Origin of the sequence: Actinotignum timonense, assembly GCF_030216305.1 — a bacterium.
GTDB classification, from domain to species: Bacteria; Actinomycetota; Actinomycetes; order Actinomycetales; family Actinomycetaceae; genus Actinotignum; species Actinotignum timonense_A.
The window spans coordinates 1-16,547 of record NZ_JASOKT010000010.1 but is presented as its reverse complement, the minus strand read 5'-3'; the positions used below and the strand labels follow the sequence as shown (position 1 = coordinate 16,547).

Below are 16,547 nucleotides of genomic sequence, written 5' to 3'. Positions count from 1 at the left end.
GACAGGTGGCTTGTATGCAGTCAGGAGCATCGAAATTATCCTTTCGTTAGTTGGCCGGCGCGCTGGTACGAGACTCCGAGAATGGCGCCGATATCGCGCAGAGTTAGGCCGTTTTCTTTAAGTTCGAGTGCAATGCTGCGTGTTTGTGCCGCAGCCTGCCGGGTGAGTTCTTCCGCCTCGTGGCGGAGACGGTATGTTTCTGCAATCCGGATATCGAAACCTTCGGGCAGGATGATATCAATGGAAGTATCGAAGCTATCGGCTGCGAGTCCAATTTGAGATGTGATAGCGCGCCGGATTACCTCTTCAGCCTGATCGAGCTTTGGACATTCTGAAACATGATCAACCGCATGGCATTCCAGGTGCCACTGTTTACCGGCACGTTCGGCGCTTGCTTTGAATACGGGGCGATTCATGTTTTCTTCTTTCTTGTAGGTGGTTGGCGGAATTCTAGCCCGGCTTGAAACTGTAGTCAAGCCGGGCTAGAAAAGATGCAGTGTTTTACGAGCGGACTTTAGAAGGGAGTGCAGTCTTCCCGCCGTCGAAGCCTTGCCGTTGCGGCGTCGTACTGTAAGCAGCCAATGTCAAAGGCGCGGTGATGGTTCCGGCACAGTAGCAATCCATTGTCGCTGGAGTCGGGTGCGCCGTTTCCTCTGGATGCTTCAATATTAGCGACCTCATGCGTGCGAGGTTCCGGGCCATTCTCCTAGGGTAGAAAAGGTGGGCGCGCGACATCTCGCACGCCCACCCGATTGCGTTCTCGACTAAGAGCCGCGCTCGCGTACAGCCAAGGCTGCACGCCAGCGGCACCGGCCGCACCGGCCGCCCGGGTCTCGCCGACCGCTCCGGTCGCCCCGGCCCGCGCCACCCGCCCGCGCTAATCCCCGAGCCACTCCAGCATGCGGTAGAGCAACTGGGTGGCGCCAGGCATGAAACCGGCCCCGTGGTGATAGGTGGCATCCATCGTGGATACCACCAGCTCGGCCGCGAACGTCACATTATCGTGGTAGAGCAGCATATTCGGGTGATCCGGAAGTGCCAGATAATACCCGCCCCAGGGATCAACGCCCGGCCCGGTTTGCTCCATCTGCGTGAGCACCACCAACGGCGTCGCCCCCGCCGGAGGCGCGAGCACCCCGTGATAATGCCAGTGGACGGCCTCATCGGAAAGATACTCCCAGAGCGGATGATCAGTATTCACCGAACGCCGCCCCAGATCCTCACCCGTGCGCCAGGACCAGAAATTCGTGCCGCGCGGAGTCTCGGACGTCCCCGGCAGCCAGCTATCCACCTGGTTAATTCCGTCGATAAATACTTTATTACCGGCCTGCCCCAGGAAGTCCAGCACCTGGCCGTGCTTCGCGGCCACCACACCCGGGTGATTGCGCGCGGCCAAGTAGACGGCGTCGAACTCCGAAAAATCTCCCGAATAGTCCGGCCAGTACACGGGGGTGACCGGGCGTGCCCGCACCGCGGGATCCTTCACGGTCGCGAGATGGAAAAACGAACCGGTGTGCACAAATGCTATTTTCTTCATCGTTACTTCTCCAGGTACTCGGTGATGGCGCGGCGCAGCCCGGCGGCGGACGTCCCCGGGAACGCGAAACCGCTGAGGTCGTTACCGTTGTGGACAATCACTTCGCCTTCGCCCAGCCGGTAGCTGACGTCCACCGGCAGCTTGCCGGGCCCGATTCCGGTGATCACCCGCGCGCCTGCGGGCAGGTCCGATAGGAAGGAACGCGCGTAAAAACCGGCCACCCCGATCTCGCGTAATTCCTCGAAAGAATGCTCGCCGGGCACGCCGGTGCGCAGCAGCATATCGCGGCGCTCAACACCCTCCCAGATCGGATGCGGCTCCACAGCGCTTAGCCACACATCATCCAACCCGTGAAATTCCATTTTCCGGTGGGTGGGTAGCCCGTCCACCCAGCGCCGCATCGGCAGGCCGTTGGCGAGCAGTTTCCCGCCCGCGCGCACCCAGGCGCTCAGGCGCTCGCGCTGCCGCTCTAAAAATACCTGGTCGGCGCCCATGGACACCACAATTCCGCGGTAATTACCCAGGTCAGTGCTGGGTAGCTCGTAGGTATCAATAAGGTCAGGTGGCGTGCTCGCATCGCGCACCATATTCATAATCGTGAGGATATTACCCATCGTGGTCCTTTCTTTGCGAGGGCGGTGTGGAAGCGGAAGGGGCGGCGTCGTCGTTCGCACTAAAATCCGGAACGACGACGCACTGTGAGCCACGGTCAACCGGAACATCACGAACCCGAATCGGCGTGCGGTAAAGCGAGCTCAGCCGCGCTTCGGTGAGTTGGCGTTCGGTGGCGCCAATGGAGAGGTCGTCAGCGTCCATGACGAGGGTGGTGCGCGAGGTCAGGAAGGCGTGCGCCGGATCGTGCGTGGTCATAATAATGGCCAGGCCCTCGGCCGCGAGCGTGCGAATAATTGTGAGGACACGGCGTTGATTGCGCAGGTCCAGCGCGGATGTCGGCTCGTCCAAAATGAGAGTGCTCGGGGTGGCGACCAGCGCGCGGGCAATGAGCGTGAGCTGGCGTTGCCCGCCGGAAAGCTCGGCGTACGTAGCCCCGCCCAGGTGCGCGATCCCCACCCGTTCGAGGGCCTCCCACGCGGCCTCGCTATCGGCGGCCGAGGGGCTGGCGAAAACTCGCATGGTGCGGGCCCGACCCATGAGGACCATGTCATGCACGGTGAACTGGTGGTTTGCCGCGTGGGATTGCGGCACGTAGCCGATGGGCCCGTCCGAATGCACGGTGCCTTCCACCGGGGTGCGCACTCCCGCCAAACAGGTCAGCAGGGTGGTTTTTCCGCGCGCATTCGGCCCGAGCACCGTGAGTACTTCGCCGGGGTGGGCCTCCAGCTCCACCCCGCGGAACAGCCACGGCCCGCCGCGATAGTGGTGCCCAAGATTTTCTGCCTTAAGCAAGAGCCCGCCCCTTTCGCGCGCGCCGAATGAGCAACCCGATAAATACCGGGGCGCCGATCGTGGCGGTCAAAATTCCCACCGGTATTTCCACCGAGGTCGCATTGCGCGCAATTGTGTCAATAATGAGGAGATACATCCCGCCCATGAGGAAAGATTCCGGGATAACCACGCGATTATCGTGCCCGACCAGCAGGCGCACCAGATGCGGGATCACCAGGCCCACCCAGCCAATGATTCCGGCGGCTGCCACCGAAGCTGCGGTAAGGAGGGCGACGGCGAAAATACACACCCAGCGCATCGCACTCGGATTAATACCGAGAGCCCGGGCATCCTCATCGCCCAGCGAGAGCACATTAATACGCCAGCGCAGCGCCACCACCACGATAAGCCCAATAATGACGGGAATAATAATGGTGGTGACTTTTGCCCACGACGCCGCAGCTAGTGAGCCCATGAGCCAGAAGGTAATCGAGGGGAGTTTACTGTACGGGTCGGCCACGTAGGTCATGAGGGAAACCATGGCGTTGAAGAACGCGGAAACCACCACGCCGGCCAGCACGATAGTGAGCGTGGCCGAATGGGAACGGATCCGCCCGATGAGCATCACGCAGACCACCGCGGAAAGCCCGAAAATGAAGGTGGATCCCATGAGGATGAAGCTTGAGGTGCCCACCAGAATCGCCAGCACCCCGCCGAACGCAGCCGCGGAGGAAACCCCCACGATATCGGGCGAGACCAGCGGGTTGCGGAACAGGGACTGGAGCACCGCGCCGGAAACAGCCAGGCAACCGCCGAGCACGACGGCAAGAATGACTCGCGGGGCTCGAATTTGGTTAATAGCCACGAGGGCCGAGCGATCCACATCGTCCGGACTCGAGAAGAGAATACGCACCACGTCCGGAGCGCTAATGGAGAGCTGACCCATGCCCATCGCCACCACCATCGCGCCGAGCAGCGCGATGGTGGTGATGAGCAGCACCGCGAAAGCCGCGGTGCGGCGCCGGGCGATGGTACTGACGGCTGTGGTTGGCGCGCTGGCCGCGGGTGCGGGGGCGGTAGCCCCCGCCGTCGTCGTACTCATCGTTCCCGGCACTGCACCGGGCGCACCGGATGCGGCCATTGAATCTGCGGATTTAGCGGACAACGTCATAATTAGCGCTGCCGGCATTAATATCGGTGCGCAGAACCAGATCGATATCTTCGTCGGTGAGATCGTAGTTGTAGACCCACTTCGTCTTCTCGCGCATGAGCGCGGGCATATCGACCTTAAATTCTCCCGGGTAGGCGAGGGCCGCCACGTAATTCCAGTACAGCGGCGATTCCGCGCACGGAACCTGCCAGCGGTACACGCCCAGCGGGGCGCGGTAGACGCGCTTATTCTTAATAGCACTTACTTCGGCCAGGCGCGGATCGTTATAAAGATCGTCGGGCACGGCCTTATCGAAAGCGGAAAGGAAAATAATTTCCGGATCCCAGGCCAGGATCTGCTCCGGGGAAACGATGCCATCCTGCACCACATCCGAGGTGGCCATATTCTGAATCCCGGCCACATCGAAAACGTGCTGCCCGTAGCTCTTTTCGGTATTCGCGGACATCTTTTCCGCCGAGTAGCTCAGCTGCAGCCCGCGCGGCTTGGGCTTGCCCAGCGCTGCGACCTGCTTGGATATCGATTCCTGTTCGCTGTGCATATAGTCGATAAGCTGCGCGGCGCGGTCTTCCTTGCCGAGGATTTCCCCGAAAAGCTTGATCCAGGTTTCCAGATTTTCCTGGGTGCCGTACTTGAGCCCGAGCACCGGAATGCCGGCCGACTCAATCGGGGTAATAAGATCCTCGCTGCGGTCACCCCACTGAATAAATACGTCCGGATCCTGCGCCAGAATGGTTTCCATATTCGGGGTGAATTGGCGATCCGCGATCACCGGGGTGGTCACCGAGGCGGGGAAAATCTTCGAAATAATGCCCTGTTTATTGGCGACCAGCAGCGATTCGTTAATCCCAACAATGCGATCCCAGGATCCATCTACCGCGGCAATAATGGTGGGCGCGGGAATCACCGCGGAGGCAATTTTTTGCACCGGGCGCGTGACTTCCACCTGGTGGCCGCGCTGATCGGTCACGGTGATGGGGCCGCTTGCGGCATCGCCCGTGGCGGGGGAGGCCGACGACGCAGCTGCGCTGGCACCACTCGAGCTGGTAGGTGATTCGGTAGAGGTGGAAGATGCGGAACAGCTCGCCAGTAACCCGGCGCAGAGCGCGCTCAGGGCAACGGTCATGACACGGCGTTTCACCAATGCTCCTTTGTTAGCGGCCGGGGCGTGAAACCGGCTCCCGACCTAGTGGTTAGGTGGCCCTAACTTTATGGAGTGGAGCGCGGGGTGTCAACCGTTATGTGGCGTGAAAATCCTTGTAAATGCTTGAAAATCCGGGAGTGGGTATGAGTATGCGCGGCGTTGGCTTGGCGTGGCGGGGGCGGCGTGGATGCTCAGTGTGGCTGGCTTGACTTCGACGCCCGCCCAGACGCCGCCGGGCAATTCCAGCACCGCATCAATTTCATGGCCGTAGGAATCGCGGTAATGCCGCACGTGCCCGCCCAAGGTCTCGGCAAAACGCTGAGATCGTGCACAACCGCTTACGTTGCAAAATGTAGAGCCCTTACGTTGCATTTTGTAGGCTCTCTACGTTACAAAATGTAGGCCGGTTGCGTTGCAAAATGTAGGATGGGGCCCGCCGGGCGTTTTCAAACGTACCGGCGGGCCCGCGACGTGTACGCGAAGAGCGGCACTAATCCGCCGAAGCGGCGCTATTTCGCCGAGGCGGCGGCATTCCGCCAGGCCGGCACTAATCCGCCGCGGCTCCCAGCTGCCAGCCGGCCGCGCGCCGTCGATCCTCCCAGAACTTCCGGTACAGTCCGCCGCTTTCTAGCAGCTCCGCGTGGGTGCCCACTTCGCGCACGGTCCCGCCCGCGTCGAGTACCACGATCTGGTCCGCACCCTGCACCGTTTCCAGCTTGTGAGCAATCACCAGCACCGTTGCTTCCTGGCGCAGCTGCTGAATGCAGGCGCGGATAGCGGCGGTATTTTCCGGGTCGAGGGCCGAGGTTGCCTCATCGAAAAGCACGATAGGGGCGTGCTTGAGGAGTGCCCGCGCGATGGAAACCCGCTGGCGTTCCCCACCCGATAGCATCCCGCCGCGTTCGCCGACCGGACTCTCCCAGCCATCGGGCAACCGCGCGGCAATATCGCTTACCCCGGCCATATCCGCGGCCGCCCGCACTTCGGAATCCGTGGCGCCCTCGCGCCCCACCCGAATATTCGCTTCGAGGGTGTCGTCGTACAGATAAACATCCTGGAACACCATGGACAACTGCGCCATGAGCTGCGCCGTCGTTTGATCACGCACATCCACGCCACCGATGCTCACGCTGCCGCCGTCCACGTCCCAGAACCGGCACATGAGCCGGAACAGAGTGGATTTGCCGGCCCCGGAGGGCCCCACAATCGCGGTGAGGGTGCCCGGGCGGGCCGTGAAACTCACACCGTCGAGTACCGGGGTATCCGCGCGGTACCCGAAACGAACGTCCCGGAGGGCAACTTCGCCGGGCGTGGGAAGGGCGACGTCGCTGGCCGGCTCGCTCGGGACAGGTGCATCAAGCACCTCGCGCATGGAGTCAAGCGGGGTGCGAGCCACCTCGGTCGCCATAACGAAAGCGGTGAAATCCTCCAGATTTCGCATGAAACGCAGTGCCACCCCGAGGAAGGCGAGGGTGGCCGCCGGGTTGAGCAGCCCGCCGGTGCACAGGTGCACCGCCAGCGCGATAAGACTCACCACCAGCAGCTGCGCGCCCACCCCGGAAAGTAGATTCGCGGCGATGCCCAGCCACAGCGAACGGCGCTGGGCGGCGAGGTTCGCGTTCACAGCGGTGTGGAGCGGCGCGAAAGTGGCGGCCTGGCCGGTGGCCCGCAGGATCGGCTGGCACCGGGCGTATTCCACGATCCGGTCAGCCAGATCGCTTTCGGTAGCACTGGTGGCTAGCTCGGAGCGGCGTCGTAAAACCCGGGCCGCGCCGGCCAGCGCGCACAGCAGCGGGAACGCAACCGTAAGGGCAAGCCCCAGCTGCCACTGCCAGATCCACATCCCCACCAGCAGCACCAGGGCTGCGGTGGCGTTGCGGATAATTGGGGTGGTGAAATGGGCGATGCCCTGGCCGATGGCCATGAGGCCGTCGGTGACCAGGCGCGAGAGGGTGCCGGCCCAGCCGGAGCGGAACCATCCCAGCGGCAGGCGGGAAAGCTGGTCGCCCAGCAGGCTGAGGCTGTGGCGGATCACGTCCATGGCGGCGGTGTAGGCCATGACCGCCTGAACGTAGGCGGTGAGCAGGCCGGTCACCGCGAGTCCGGCAAGCACGCTCATCCAGCCGCCCACGCCGAGCCCGAGGGTCGGGGTGCCGGTGGACCATGTCAGCGCCAGGGGCACCACGGTGAGCAGCGCCAGGCCCTCGATCATCCCGGAAAGGATGACCAGGATAATCGAGCGGCGGTAGTAGCCGTGGCCTTCCTTAGTGAGGACCGAGCCGTAGGCGTGCACGAGGAGCGGATCGGAGAAACGCCCGGTGTGCGTGTGGGCGCCGTACGTGGCGGGTGCGCTCGCGGTGTGCGTGTGCCCGCCGCCCGCGCGCCCGCCGTAGGTGTTCGTGGCCTCAGAGTTCTTAGGCATGTTCGCGTCCTTCCATGAGCCGCACCCAGAAGGGATGCGTGGCTACCTCGTCCGGGGTGCCCAGGGCAGAAATCCGCCCCTGTTCCAAAATGCAGACCTGATCCACACCGAGCACCGATTCGGCGTGGTGCGCGATCACCAGCACGGTGCGCCCGGCCACCAAACGGTTGAGGGCGCTTTGAATTTCCGCTTCGCATTGGGGATCGGTGGCCACGGTCGCCTCATCCAAAATAAGAAGATCGGCGTCGGCCAGCAGCGCCCGCGCGATGGCCAGGCGCTGGTTTTGGCCCCCGGACATCGTGGTATCTTCCCCGAGCACCGTGTCCAGCCCCTTGGGGAGGGCGCAGATATCGTCCCAAATATTGGCGGCGCGGGCCGCCTGCTCGATGGCGGCGTCGTCGGCATGGGGACGCGCGAGGCGAATATTATCGCGCACGGACATGCGCAGCATTTGCGCATCTTGGAGCACGAAAGCGACCCGCGCGTAGAGGTCTTTTTCGGGGAGGGTGCGCAGGTCGCGCCCGTCGAGGAGCACCCGCCCGCTATCCGGATCGCGGAAGCGCGCGAGCATGGTCGCCAGCGTGGATTTGCCCGAACCGGAGGGCCCGAGCAGCGCGGTCACGGTGCCGCGGCGCAGCGTGAGGGATACGCCGTCGAGCGCCTGGATGGTGCGCCCGGCGCGCGGATAGGAGTAACTCACGTTCTCGAAAACAACATGCGCGGGTACGACGCCGCCCGCGGCTTCCTCGGTACTCGCGGCCGCGGGGGCTGCGGGATCTGCTGCGGGATTTTCCGCGGGGGCTTCCAGCTGCGGCAACTGTTCCACGCTCGTCACCTCGATAATGCGCAGCGCGGAATTCCCGGCCAGCTGGTAGGACCACATGCTGGTGGAGAGGGTGTCGAAGGTGAGCGGCACGATGAGGCCGATGAGGGAACAGGCGATGACCTCGGGGAGGGTGGCGCCGCCGGCGGCCAGGATCAGCGAGCCGAGCCCCATATTGACGAGCAGCACCACCGGCGCGGAAATGAAGGACATCGCCAGCGCGGAGCCTTTGAGCAGCGGCCCGCACCAGTCCCAGTAGAAATTCCCGAAATCATCGGCGGCGCGAGCGAAAGCGCGATGCGCGTGGCCGACTTTCCCGAAGCTTTTGACCACCTGGATGCCTTCCACGAATTCCACCCCGCGCGCGGCGAGGTAGCCGAGCCGGTCGTCCATCTCCGCGGTCTTTTCGCCCATATCGCGCATCATGAACATTTGCGCCGCGAAATAGAAGGGCAGCGGGATGATGGTGAGGAGCCCCAGGCGCCAATTCACGGTAAAAGCAAAAATAACGAGGGCGAGCGGGGTGGCTACCGCGGCCGTGGTTTCCACCGGGGCGTGCGCCACCAGGGTGTGCAGCGTGGTGGTATCGGCCTGGATGGCTTTGCGGATCTGCCCGGAGCGCGCCCGGGAGAACCACGAGAGCGGCGCGCGTGAAATCTGTGCGATAATGCGCTCTTGGAGCAGGCCGCGCAATGTGAGATCCGCGAAATGCGTGATGGTGAGCGCCAGGAAGTAGAGGAGCAGCTGGGTGCAAAAAGCCCCGGCAAGTAGTTTCACATTCCAGCTGAGCGCCGCGGTATCTATCGGCGTTCCCGCGCGCCAGGCCGGCAGCAGAATATCGCCGATGCGCACCAGCGCAATAAACGGCGCCACGGCCACGAGCGAGGAGCACACCGCCACGAAGCGGCCGAGCGCCAGGCGCGGGGCAATCGGCGCCATGAGTTCTTTGAGGGCGCGCTGTCCTTGCGCGCGTTTTTCTTTATACGTATCGACACGCGTGGCGACGCCGCCGTTCGGGGCGGTGCCGGCATCTGCGTGGGTGAGTTGAGCCGTCATCCCATTCCTCCGCGAACAGTAGGAGAGGTGCCCCGCGGGCGATCCGCGGAGCACCTCCATATTAGGCTTCCCTTACTTCGTGGTAAATAGGACTCAGAAATTACGGTGCGGGGGTGGGTGCGGGCCCGGCGTGCGCTCCTGCGCTTTATCGTGCCGTAGCGTTTTACCGTGCCGTCGCGCTCCTGCGTTTTACCGTGCCGCGGCGGGCGCCTCCTCATTTTTTGGTACGACGACGCCGCTACCGGCTTTCGCCTCGCGGGGCCGCGACGTGCCGGCATGGCCATCGCGGCGTATTTTGATGATGGCAGCAAGGACGGTGGCCAGCACCGAAGCGGCGAACCATATCCCGAGCGCGCTGGCGTAGGCCGCGGTGTCAATCGGGCCACCGGCAATCGCGGCACGCAGGGCGTTAACCGTGTGGGTGACGGGCAGCAGCGGGTGGACGGCCTGGAAGAAGCCCGGCGCTGTTTCCACCGGGTAGATGCCGCCGGCCGCGCCCAGCTGGATCACGATCATGAGGAGCGCGATGAAACGACCCGGGGCGCCGAAAAGCGCAATAAGTGCCTGGTTGATCGCGATATACACAATCGAGGAGGTGACGCAGATGGCCAGGGTGGCGCCCGGGTTAATGAGATCCACATTCCCGAAGAGGTGGAGTATCCCGACCAGCAGGCCCGCCTGCACGATTCCCATGAGCGCCCCGCTAGCAACCGAACCGAGCCCGAGCCGCAGCCCGGATACGCGCGCCGCCGCCAGGCGGCGCGAGAGAGGTGGCTTCATGAGATAGAGGCCGATAGCGCCCACCCACATCGCCAGCGCGATGAAGTAGCAGGCCACTGCCGCACCGAAATCACCGACGGGGTGAGCGCGGGTGGTGCTCAATTCCACCGGGGTGGCCCCCACTCGCTGCATCGTTTCTGATTCGCTCGGGGTGTAGACCGGGATTTTCTCCGCACCTTCGGAGAGCTTCACTTCCAGGGTGGCGGCGCCCTCGCGCAGGGTGTGCAAACCGTCGCGCAGGGTTTCCTGGTTGGTCGCGAGGGTGGTGGCGCCGCTGCTTACCTGAGTGGCCCCGCTGTGGGCGGCGCGTGCCCCGGCGGCTAGTTCAGGGGCACGGGCGGCTAGTTCGCCGCTTCCGGTAGCGAGGAGCGCGGTGCCTTCCGCTAGCTGGGTGGCCCCGGCGGCGGCGCGGCTGCTCCCGACGGCCAGGGCATCGAGTTGGTCCGCGAATTCCGTGGTGGCGGCCAAGGCTTGCTGGCCTCCCGCGGCGGCACGCTGCGCACCGGCGGCCAGCTGGGCGGCACCGTCCTTGAGCTGCGCCGCCCCGGCGCTCGCGGCCTGCGCCCCGCTGGCAAGCGCGCTCAACCCGCCGCTTTCGGCACCCGCGCCAGGCTCGCCGCTCGCGCCGGTGGCGGCGCCCGCGCCAGGTCCGCCCCCTGTTCCATTGTCGCTACCCATGCCGGACCCGCCCGCCGTTCCAGTTTCCTCGCCGACGAGGGCAGCTATCCCGCCCTGGAGCTGGGTGGATCCCTCAAGAAGTTGCGCGGTGCCAGCCTGTGCCTCAGCGAGCTTCGCCTTGACCACCTCCGGGGGCAGCACATCGTACATCGCGATGAGGGTGCTCAATCCGTCATTGAGGTTATTGAGCCCGCCGCTGAGTTTCTCCGCGCCGGTGCCCAATTGCTGCGCTCCGGCAAGGGCGCGGTTGGCTCCCTCCGCCAGCGCGGCATTCCCCTCCGCTACTTTCTGGCTGCCCGCCGCCACATCCTGGCTGGCGGCCGCCAAGGTATCCAGGCCCGCGGCGCTGCGCTCCGCACCATCTCGGAGCTGGCCGGCCGCCAGGCTCGCGGCACTGGCCCCACCGGCTACCTGGGAAACCCCCTCGCTGAGGGTGCTGGCCCCGCCCGCGGCGTCGCCTGCACCGGCCGCGAGCTGAGCTGCGCCGTCGTTCATACGCCCCGCACCGGAAGCTAAAGTTTCCGTTCCGGTGGCGAGGCTCCCGGCGCCCTCGGCCAGTTGGCCGGCGCCCTCCGCGAGCCGAGTTGCGCCGCCGGCCGCGTCACGCAGCCCGGCGCCCAGCTCTCCGGCCCCGCCCGCCGCGGCGCTCAGCTGCTCGCTCAGCGTCCCGAAGGAAAGGTAGATGCCATCAAGATATTCGGCCGACACCTTCTCCGAAACCGCCGCGGTGGCGGTGGAGGCGATGACGCGTCCCACATTGCCGACAATATAGTTGAGGGCATCGTCGGTGACGAAGGAGAGCCGGGCGCGGGTGGCGGCCCCGGGGCCGCGCGCCACGGAAGTGGCATCGCTGGAAAACGACGCCGGGATGCTGAGCACCGCGTAGATATCGCCGTTAGCCAGTTTCTGCTGGGCCTCCGCGGCGGAGTATTCCCGCCACTGGAAGTTCTGGCGTTCTTCGGTTTCCAAGAGCTTGGTGGTGATGCTTGCGCCCAGGTTCACCTCGGAGCCGCCCAGCTGTGTGCCGCGATCCTCGTTCACAATCGCGGCCGGGATCTCATTGAGGTTGCCGAGCGGGTCATCGTAGGCGCCGGTGAGAATCAGCGCGTAGATCATCGGGATAATGGCGAGCCCAAACATAATAATCGCGGGGCGGATGCGCTCCCGCCAGCTGCGGGCGGGAGCCGGCTGCGCGGACGGCGCGGCCGGCCCGGTTTCCGCGGTGGTGCGCGGCGTCGTATCCGGCTGCGGGGCGGTGTTTCGTGATTCGCTCATGAGTGTTCTCCATAGGCGGCGCGGGTAAAACTGCCCACTTCGGTAGCGAGGCGGGGAAGATCATCGGGGTCGGCGGGTTCCTCGGTCATCCAGTGGAGCACACGCCAGAGCAGGCCGGCCGCCACCATGGAAGCGAAGTCCATTTCCGCTTTCGAGGGCGGGGGATAGGTGCCGTTCGCCCCGGCGGGCATGCTTGATTTAGCGGTCGCAGGCGCAGGCGCGCCGTCGCCCGAAGTTTGTTTTTCGGGTGTCGGCGTACCGAACATGACACGGCCACGGGCGCGAATGGCCGGGGCACTGAGCAGGCGATCACGAATCGCCGCGATAATCGGGGCTGCGCTCCCGAGAGCCGCGGAACTGGTGAGAGCCGCGGCAATGAGGTGGCGGTGCTCCAACAGAGTGGTGAGCATGGGGAGCAGCACCTGCAGCTGTACGTCGAGCGACGGTTCTTCTGAGGTTGGCACCGGGGTGGCGTCAAAAATTGCGTGGAGCCGTGTAAGAACGACGGCGCGCACCAGTTGGCTAATCCCAGAAAAATGCTGGTAGAAAGTGGGGCGGGTGACCCCGGCTTCCCGCGTGATCCAAGAGACGGTGAGATCATCAATCGCCGCGCCGCTATCAATGAGCGCGCCAGCAGCGTGCACCAGTGCATCGTAGGAGCGCCGGGCCCGCGGATCGTCTGCGGCAGGGCCGAGGGGGCTGTGCTGGTTTGCGGCGGGGCCGAGGATGCTGTGCTGATTTGCGTTCGGCATTCCGCTCGTGCCGCCGTTGGGAGCGTCTGTGTGTACCTCTCTCATGCCGCCTAATTTACACATGTAAAATAGGCGGCGCAAGGGGAGGCGGGGTGGTAGGTGTTTTCCGAGCTGTAGTGCAGATGTCGTACATGCGAAGTACATCTCGGAAAAACAGTCACCCATGTACATTTTGTGAGTCGGCCTGGTCTCCCTCCTCCTCAAGTGCGCATTTCGGACCATCACCCTCGTCAAGTGCGCGTAAGAGACACGAAATAGCTCCGAAACGGTGCTCTTACGCGCACTTTGTTTTCGGGGCGGGCTGGACGGGCCCGGGCTGGACGGGCCTGGGCCGCCAGATGCCAGATCAGCTCCGGGTGGTGGCTGGCCGCCAGGCCCGCGGTGCAGAGACAAAGTGGTACTGGAGAACTGCGGGCCTTACAGAGTGGTACTGCACGACAGAAAATCGGGTGTTGACTGTAGCTCCAGTACCACTTTGTGAGCCGGCGTGATGGTGGGCGGTCGGTGCCTGTCGTTCGCAGGCCCGCCCACCGGCTTAAATTCACCGAACCCCCGGCCTGTCACTCGGCCGAGGGTCCGGGAGAAAAGCGCGCGGCGCGCGCGGCGCACAACCAACCGCCTACAAATGCCAGGCGCGCTCCGGCTCAGTGGACTCGAAAAGCAGCTCGCCGCGCCGGTAGGAAGCCAGCACCGGGGCGTGGAAAGCCAGGGCCTCGCGCCACGACGGCGCCCCCAGCACGATGAAGTTCGCGGGATTACCCACCTTGATGCCGTAATCAGGCAGGTGGAGGGTGCGCGCGCCGTTATGGGTGATGAAGCGATAGGAATGATCGATCTGCGAAGCCCCCATCATCTGGGTCACGTACAGCCCGATGAGGGTGACATCGCGCAGCGAGCCCGTGCCCAGCGGATTCCACGGATCGACGATATCGTCCTGCCCGAAGGACACGTTGATTCCGGCTTCCGTCAGCTCCTTGACCCGGGTCACCCCGCGGCGCTTCGGATAGGTATCCGTGCGCCCCTGCAGGTGGGTATTGACCATCGGATTGGATACAAAATTGATTCCGCTCATCTTGAGCAGTCGCAGCAGCCGAATGAAATAGGCATTGTTATACGAATGCATCGCCGTGGTATGCGAGGCCGTGACCTTCTCCCCGATACCCGCCTCGTAGGCCCGAGTCGCCAGGGTTTCCAGACCGCGCGAAGCGCCGTCGTCGATCTCATCACAATGCACGTCCATGAGGAGGTTGAATTCCTGCGCGAGGCCCACCGCGTAATTCAGCGAGCTCACCGAGTATTCGCGCGTGAATTCGTAATGCGGGATGGCGCCGATGGCGTCCACGCCCAGCTCGGCGGCGGTGCGCAGCAGTTCGCGTCCGTGCGGGTAGGATTCGATGCCCTCCTGCGGGAAGGCCACCAGCTGCAAGGTGACGCGGTCGCGCAGCTCCTCGCGCAGCTCGAGCAGGGCGCGCAGCGCGGTGAGCTTCGGGTCGTTGATATCCACGTGGGAGCGGATGTATTGGATGCCGAAACGTACCTGCTGGCGGATCGCCCGCATGGCGCGCTCCTTGACGTCCTCCACCGTGAGCTTCGCCTTGCGCTGCGACCAAATCTCGATGCCCTCGAAGAGGGTGCCCGATTCGTTGGGGTGCGGGTCACCCTCGGTCATCGTGGTGTCCAGGTGCACGTGGGATTCCACGATGGGCGGCAGGGCCAGGCGCCCACCAAAGTCGCGGACGGTGGCGGCCGGCGCGTGGCTCGGCTGCGCCGTCGTACCGGAAACGGGGGCGGGCGAAACTGCGGCGGAACCGGCAACCGGCCCGGCGGGCGTGATCGCGGTAATGACGCCGTCGGTCACGGTGATATCGGAGAGGTGCTCAGCGTTTTCGATGCGCAGATTCCGGAAAATCTGGGTGCTCACGGGTGCTCCTTTCGGGTGCGTGCGATACGTTACGGTGCAGCGCGCGGGCGCTTACTTCATTTTTGCGACGACGCCGCGGCCAGCGAAGAACACGGCCAGCGTGGCCACGATAGCGTTGAGCGAGGCAATCCCCACCGGGATGGTCCAGCCCACCAGCGCCCCGGCAGCCACCGCGATAACCGCAGGCCAGGCCACCGCGCGGGTCGCTGAAGTGTTCGAGGTATCCGCGGCGCAGATCCGACCGGTTTCCACCGCCTCCACAATGGCGTGGTAGGCGCGGCGGTTAGCGAAGTAGTCGGCCACCAGCACGGTGCCGATCGGGGGCAGGGTGGCGTTGAGGAAACTCAGCCAGCCCACGAAGTTGTCGTAGAGCCACAGCGCGCACAGGGTGCCGAGGATACCGGCGATAATAACCAGCGGCTTCTTGGGGCGCTTCGTCATATTCGCGAAGCCCAGGCCGGTGGTGTAGAGGGCGTTGTTATTCGTGGTCCAAATATTGGCGCCCAGCACGATAAGGGCCGGGATAGCCAGACCCTGAGCGATCATCACGTAGAAAATATCGTCCTTGCCGGTGAAGGCACCGCCCACCGCGCCGAAGGAGAACATGAGGGTGTTGCCCAGGAGGAAGGCGATAACGGTGGTGATAACCGCGGATTTCGCGGAGCCGGCGAAGCGGGTGAAGTTCGGGGTGGCCGAGCCGCCCGAGATGAAGGATCCGACCACCAGGCCAACTCCCACCATCACCGGCATGCCGCTGGTGTTGGCGAAGATGCGGGTGAGGCCGCCGCCGTCCACCGTGGCGGTCACCATCGAGTAGGTGCCCAGCCCGGCGATGAGCGGCACGGAGATGAAGGAGACGATCTCGATGGCCTTGATGCCGTAGTAGGCGGAGGCGGTCATAAGGCCACCGGCGATCAGCACGATCGGCCAGGGGCTAATATTGAGGATTTCCGCGGTGGGGATGGCGAACATGGCCACCCCCACGCCGAACCAGCCCATCTGGGTGAAGGCGATGAGGAAGGAGGGAAGGAAGGAACCGAAGCGGCCGAAGGAATGGCGGGCGAGTTCGTCCACGCCCATCCCGGTTTTCGCGCCCACGTAGGCCAGCGCCCCGGTGAAGGTGGCGAGGATGGCGCCGCCGATGGAGACGGCGGCCACGAAGCCGCCCAGGTCTAGGCCGATGCCGAGCTTCGCTCCCACCGACATGGACGCGGAGAAGAAAGTGAAGCCGAGCATAACAAAGCCGACGGCCCAAAAGGAACGTCGGCTTGAAGTGGGAACAACTCCGAATGAGAAATCCTCGTCCGGCCGGTTGTTAACTCCTGCGGAATCAGGAACACCGGAAACGCCGGAACTGGCGGGAACGGTGAGATTCCCATCGATAGGGTGATCAATCGGGTAAGTGGCGGTCGTGGTTGTCGTTTCCGTCACGGACATAAGTGCGTGTGCCTCCGAATTTTCCTGAGCCTTCCTGATTTTGGCTCAAATTGCCAATAGCATATTCCTCTCCCGGGCCGGAGGGAAGTTTTTTCGGCGTGAAACGGCTCTCAGTAGCGTGGCTGGCATTTAAAGGTACGACGACGGCGGGGGTGGTACATCGCGGTG

The 16,547-nt window shown here is 64.2% G+C and carries 13 protein-coding genes; all 13 read right to left on the bottom strand.

Annotation, left to right across the window (positions count from 1 at the left end; all coding sequences use genetic code 11):
- Window positions 1–35: 35 nt before the first annotated feature.
- Window positions 36–416: a hypothetical protein gene (locus QP305_RS06130; protein WP_284904550.1), complete on the bottom strand. Its 381-nt coding sequence runs from the start codon at window positions 414–416 to the stop codon at window positions 36–38.
- A gap of 98 nt (window positions 417–514) precedes the next feature.
- On the bottom strand, window positions 515–667 hold the full coding sequence (locus QP305_RS08715; protein WP_350309601.1) for an HNH endonuclease: 153 nt from the start codon (window positions 665–667) through the stop codon (window positions 515–517).
- Between the two features lie 210 nt (window positions 668–877).
- Window positions 878–1,537 (bottom strand): hypothetical protein, encoded by a 660-nt coding sequence (locus QP305_RS06125; RefSeq protein ID WP_016441905.1) that lies wholly within the window; start codon window positions 1,535–1,537, stop codon window positions 878–880.
- A 2-nt stretch (window positions 1,538–1,539) separates the two neighbouring features.
- Entirely contained in the window at window positions 1,540–2,151 is a 612-nt protein-coding gene (locus QP305_RS06120) for a hypothetical protein (protein WP_126135242.1), read from the bottom strand.
- Complete coding sequence (locus QP305_RS06115) at window positions 2,144–2,944, bottom strand: ABC transporter ATP-binding protein (protein ID WP_016441903.1); 801 nt, start codon at window positions 2,942–2,944, stop codon at window positions 2,144–2,146. Before QP305_RS06115 ends, QP305_RS06120 begins: the two co-directional genes overlap by 8 nt.
- A complete protein-coding gene (locus tag QP305_RS06110; protein ID WP_284904547.1) occupies window positions 2,937–4,064 on the bottom strand; it encodes a FecCD family ABC transporter permease in 1,128 nt (375 codons plus the stop codon). The genes QP305_RS06115 and QP305_RS06110 overlap by 8 nt, the downstream gene beginning before the upstream one ends.
- Window positions 4,065–4,077: 13 nt before the next feature.
- Window positions 4,078–5,232, bottom strand: a complete 1,155-nt coding sequence (locus tag QP305_RS06105) for an ABC transporter substrate-binding protein (RefSeq protein ID WP_274736337.1) — start codon at window positions 5,230–5,232, stop codon at window positions 4,078–4,080.
- Between the two features lie 550 nt (window positions 5,233–5,782).
- Window positions 5,783–7,657 carry an ABC transporter ATP-binding protein gene (locus QP305_RS06100; protein ID WP_284904544.1) on the bottom strand — a complete coding sequence of 625 codons (1,875 nt, stop codon included), beginning with the start codon at window positions 7,655–7,657 and terminating at the stop codon, window positions 5,783–5,785.
- Window positions 7,650–9,536, bottom strand: coding sequence for an ABC transporter ATP-binding protein (locus tag QP305_RS06095; protein WP_284904542.1), 1,887 nt, complete (start codon window positions 9,534–9,536; stop codon window positions 7,650–7,652). Before QP305_RS06095 ends, QP305_RS06100 begins: the two co-directional genes overlap by 8 nt.
- 189 nt (window positions 9,537–9,725) lie before the next feature.
- The gene (locus QP305_RS06090; protein WP_284904540.1) at window positions 9,726–12,269 is read right to left on the bottom strand and encodes a YhgE/Pip domain-containing protein; all 2,544 of its coding nucleotides are present in this window, start codon (window positions 12,267–12,269) and stop codon (window positions 9,726–9,728) included.
- On the bottom strand, window positions 12,266–13,021 hold the full coding sequence (locus QP305_RS06085) for a TetR/AcrR family transcriptional regulator (protein ID WP_284904538.1): 756 nt from the start codon (window positions 13,019–13,021) through the stop codon (window positions 12,266–12,268). The genes QP305_RS06090 and QP305_RS06085 overlap by 4 nt, the downstream gene beginning before the upstream one ends.
- A gap of 619 nt (window positions 13,022–13,640) precedes the next feature.
- A complete protein-coding gene (gene codA, locus QP305_RS06080; RefSeq protein WP_284904536.1) occupies window positions 13,641–14,942 on the bottom strand; it encodes a cytosine deaminase in 1,302 nt (433 codons plus the stop codon).
- Between the two features lie 51 nt (window positions 14,943–14,993).
- A complete protein-coding gene (gene codB / locus QP305_RS06075; RefSeq protein ID WP_284904534.1) occupies window positions 14,994–16,379 on the bottom strand; it encodes a cytosine permease in 1,386 nt (461 codons plus the stop codon).
- Between the last annotated feature and the right edge of the window lie 168 nt (window positions 16,380–16,547).

Coding starts and splice junctions, on each gene's coding strand:
- QP305_RS06130 (WP_284904550.1), bottom strand. CDS start 416: ATGAATCGCCCCGTATTCAAAGCAAGCGCCGAACGTGCCGGTAAACAG.
- QP305_RS06125 (WP_016441905.1), bottom strand. CDS start 1,537: ATGAAGAAAATAGCATTTGTGCACACCGGTTCGTTTTTCCATCTCGCG.
- QP305_RS06120 (WP_126135242.1), bottom strand. CDS start 2,151: ATGGGTAATATCCTCACGATTATGAATATGGTGCGCGATGCGAGCACG.
- QP305_RS06110 (WP_284904547.1), bottom strand. CDS start 4,064: ATGGCCGCATCCGGTGCGCCCGGTGCAGTGCCGGGAACGATGAGTACG.
- QP305_RS06100 (WP_284904544.1), bottom strand. CDS start 7,657: ATGCCTAAGAACTCTGAGGCCACGAACACCTACGGCGGGCGCGCGGGC.
- QP305_RS06095 (WP_284904542.1), bottom strand. CDS start 9,536: ATGACGGCTCAACTCACCCACGCAGATGCCGGCACCGCCCCGAACGGC.
- QP305_RS06090 (WP_284904540.1), bottom strand. CDS start 12,269: ATGAGCGAATCACGAAACACCGCCCCGCAGCCGGATACGACGCCGCGC.
- QP305_RS06085 (WP_284904538.1), bottom strand. CDS start 13,021: ATGCCGAACGCAAATCAGCACAGCATCCTCGGCCCCGCCGCAAACCAG.
- codB (WP_284904534.1), bottom strand. CDS start 16,379: ATGTCCGTGACGGAAACGACAACCACGACCGCCACTTACCCGATTGAT.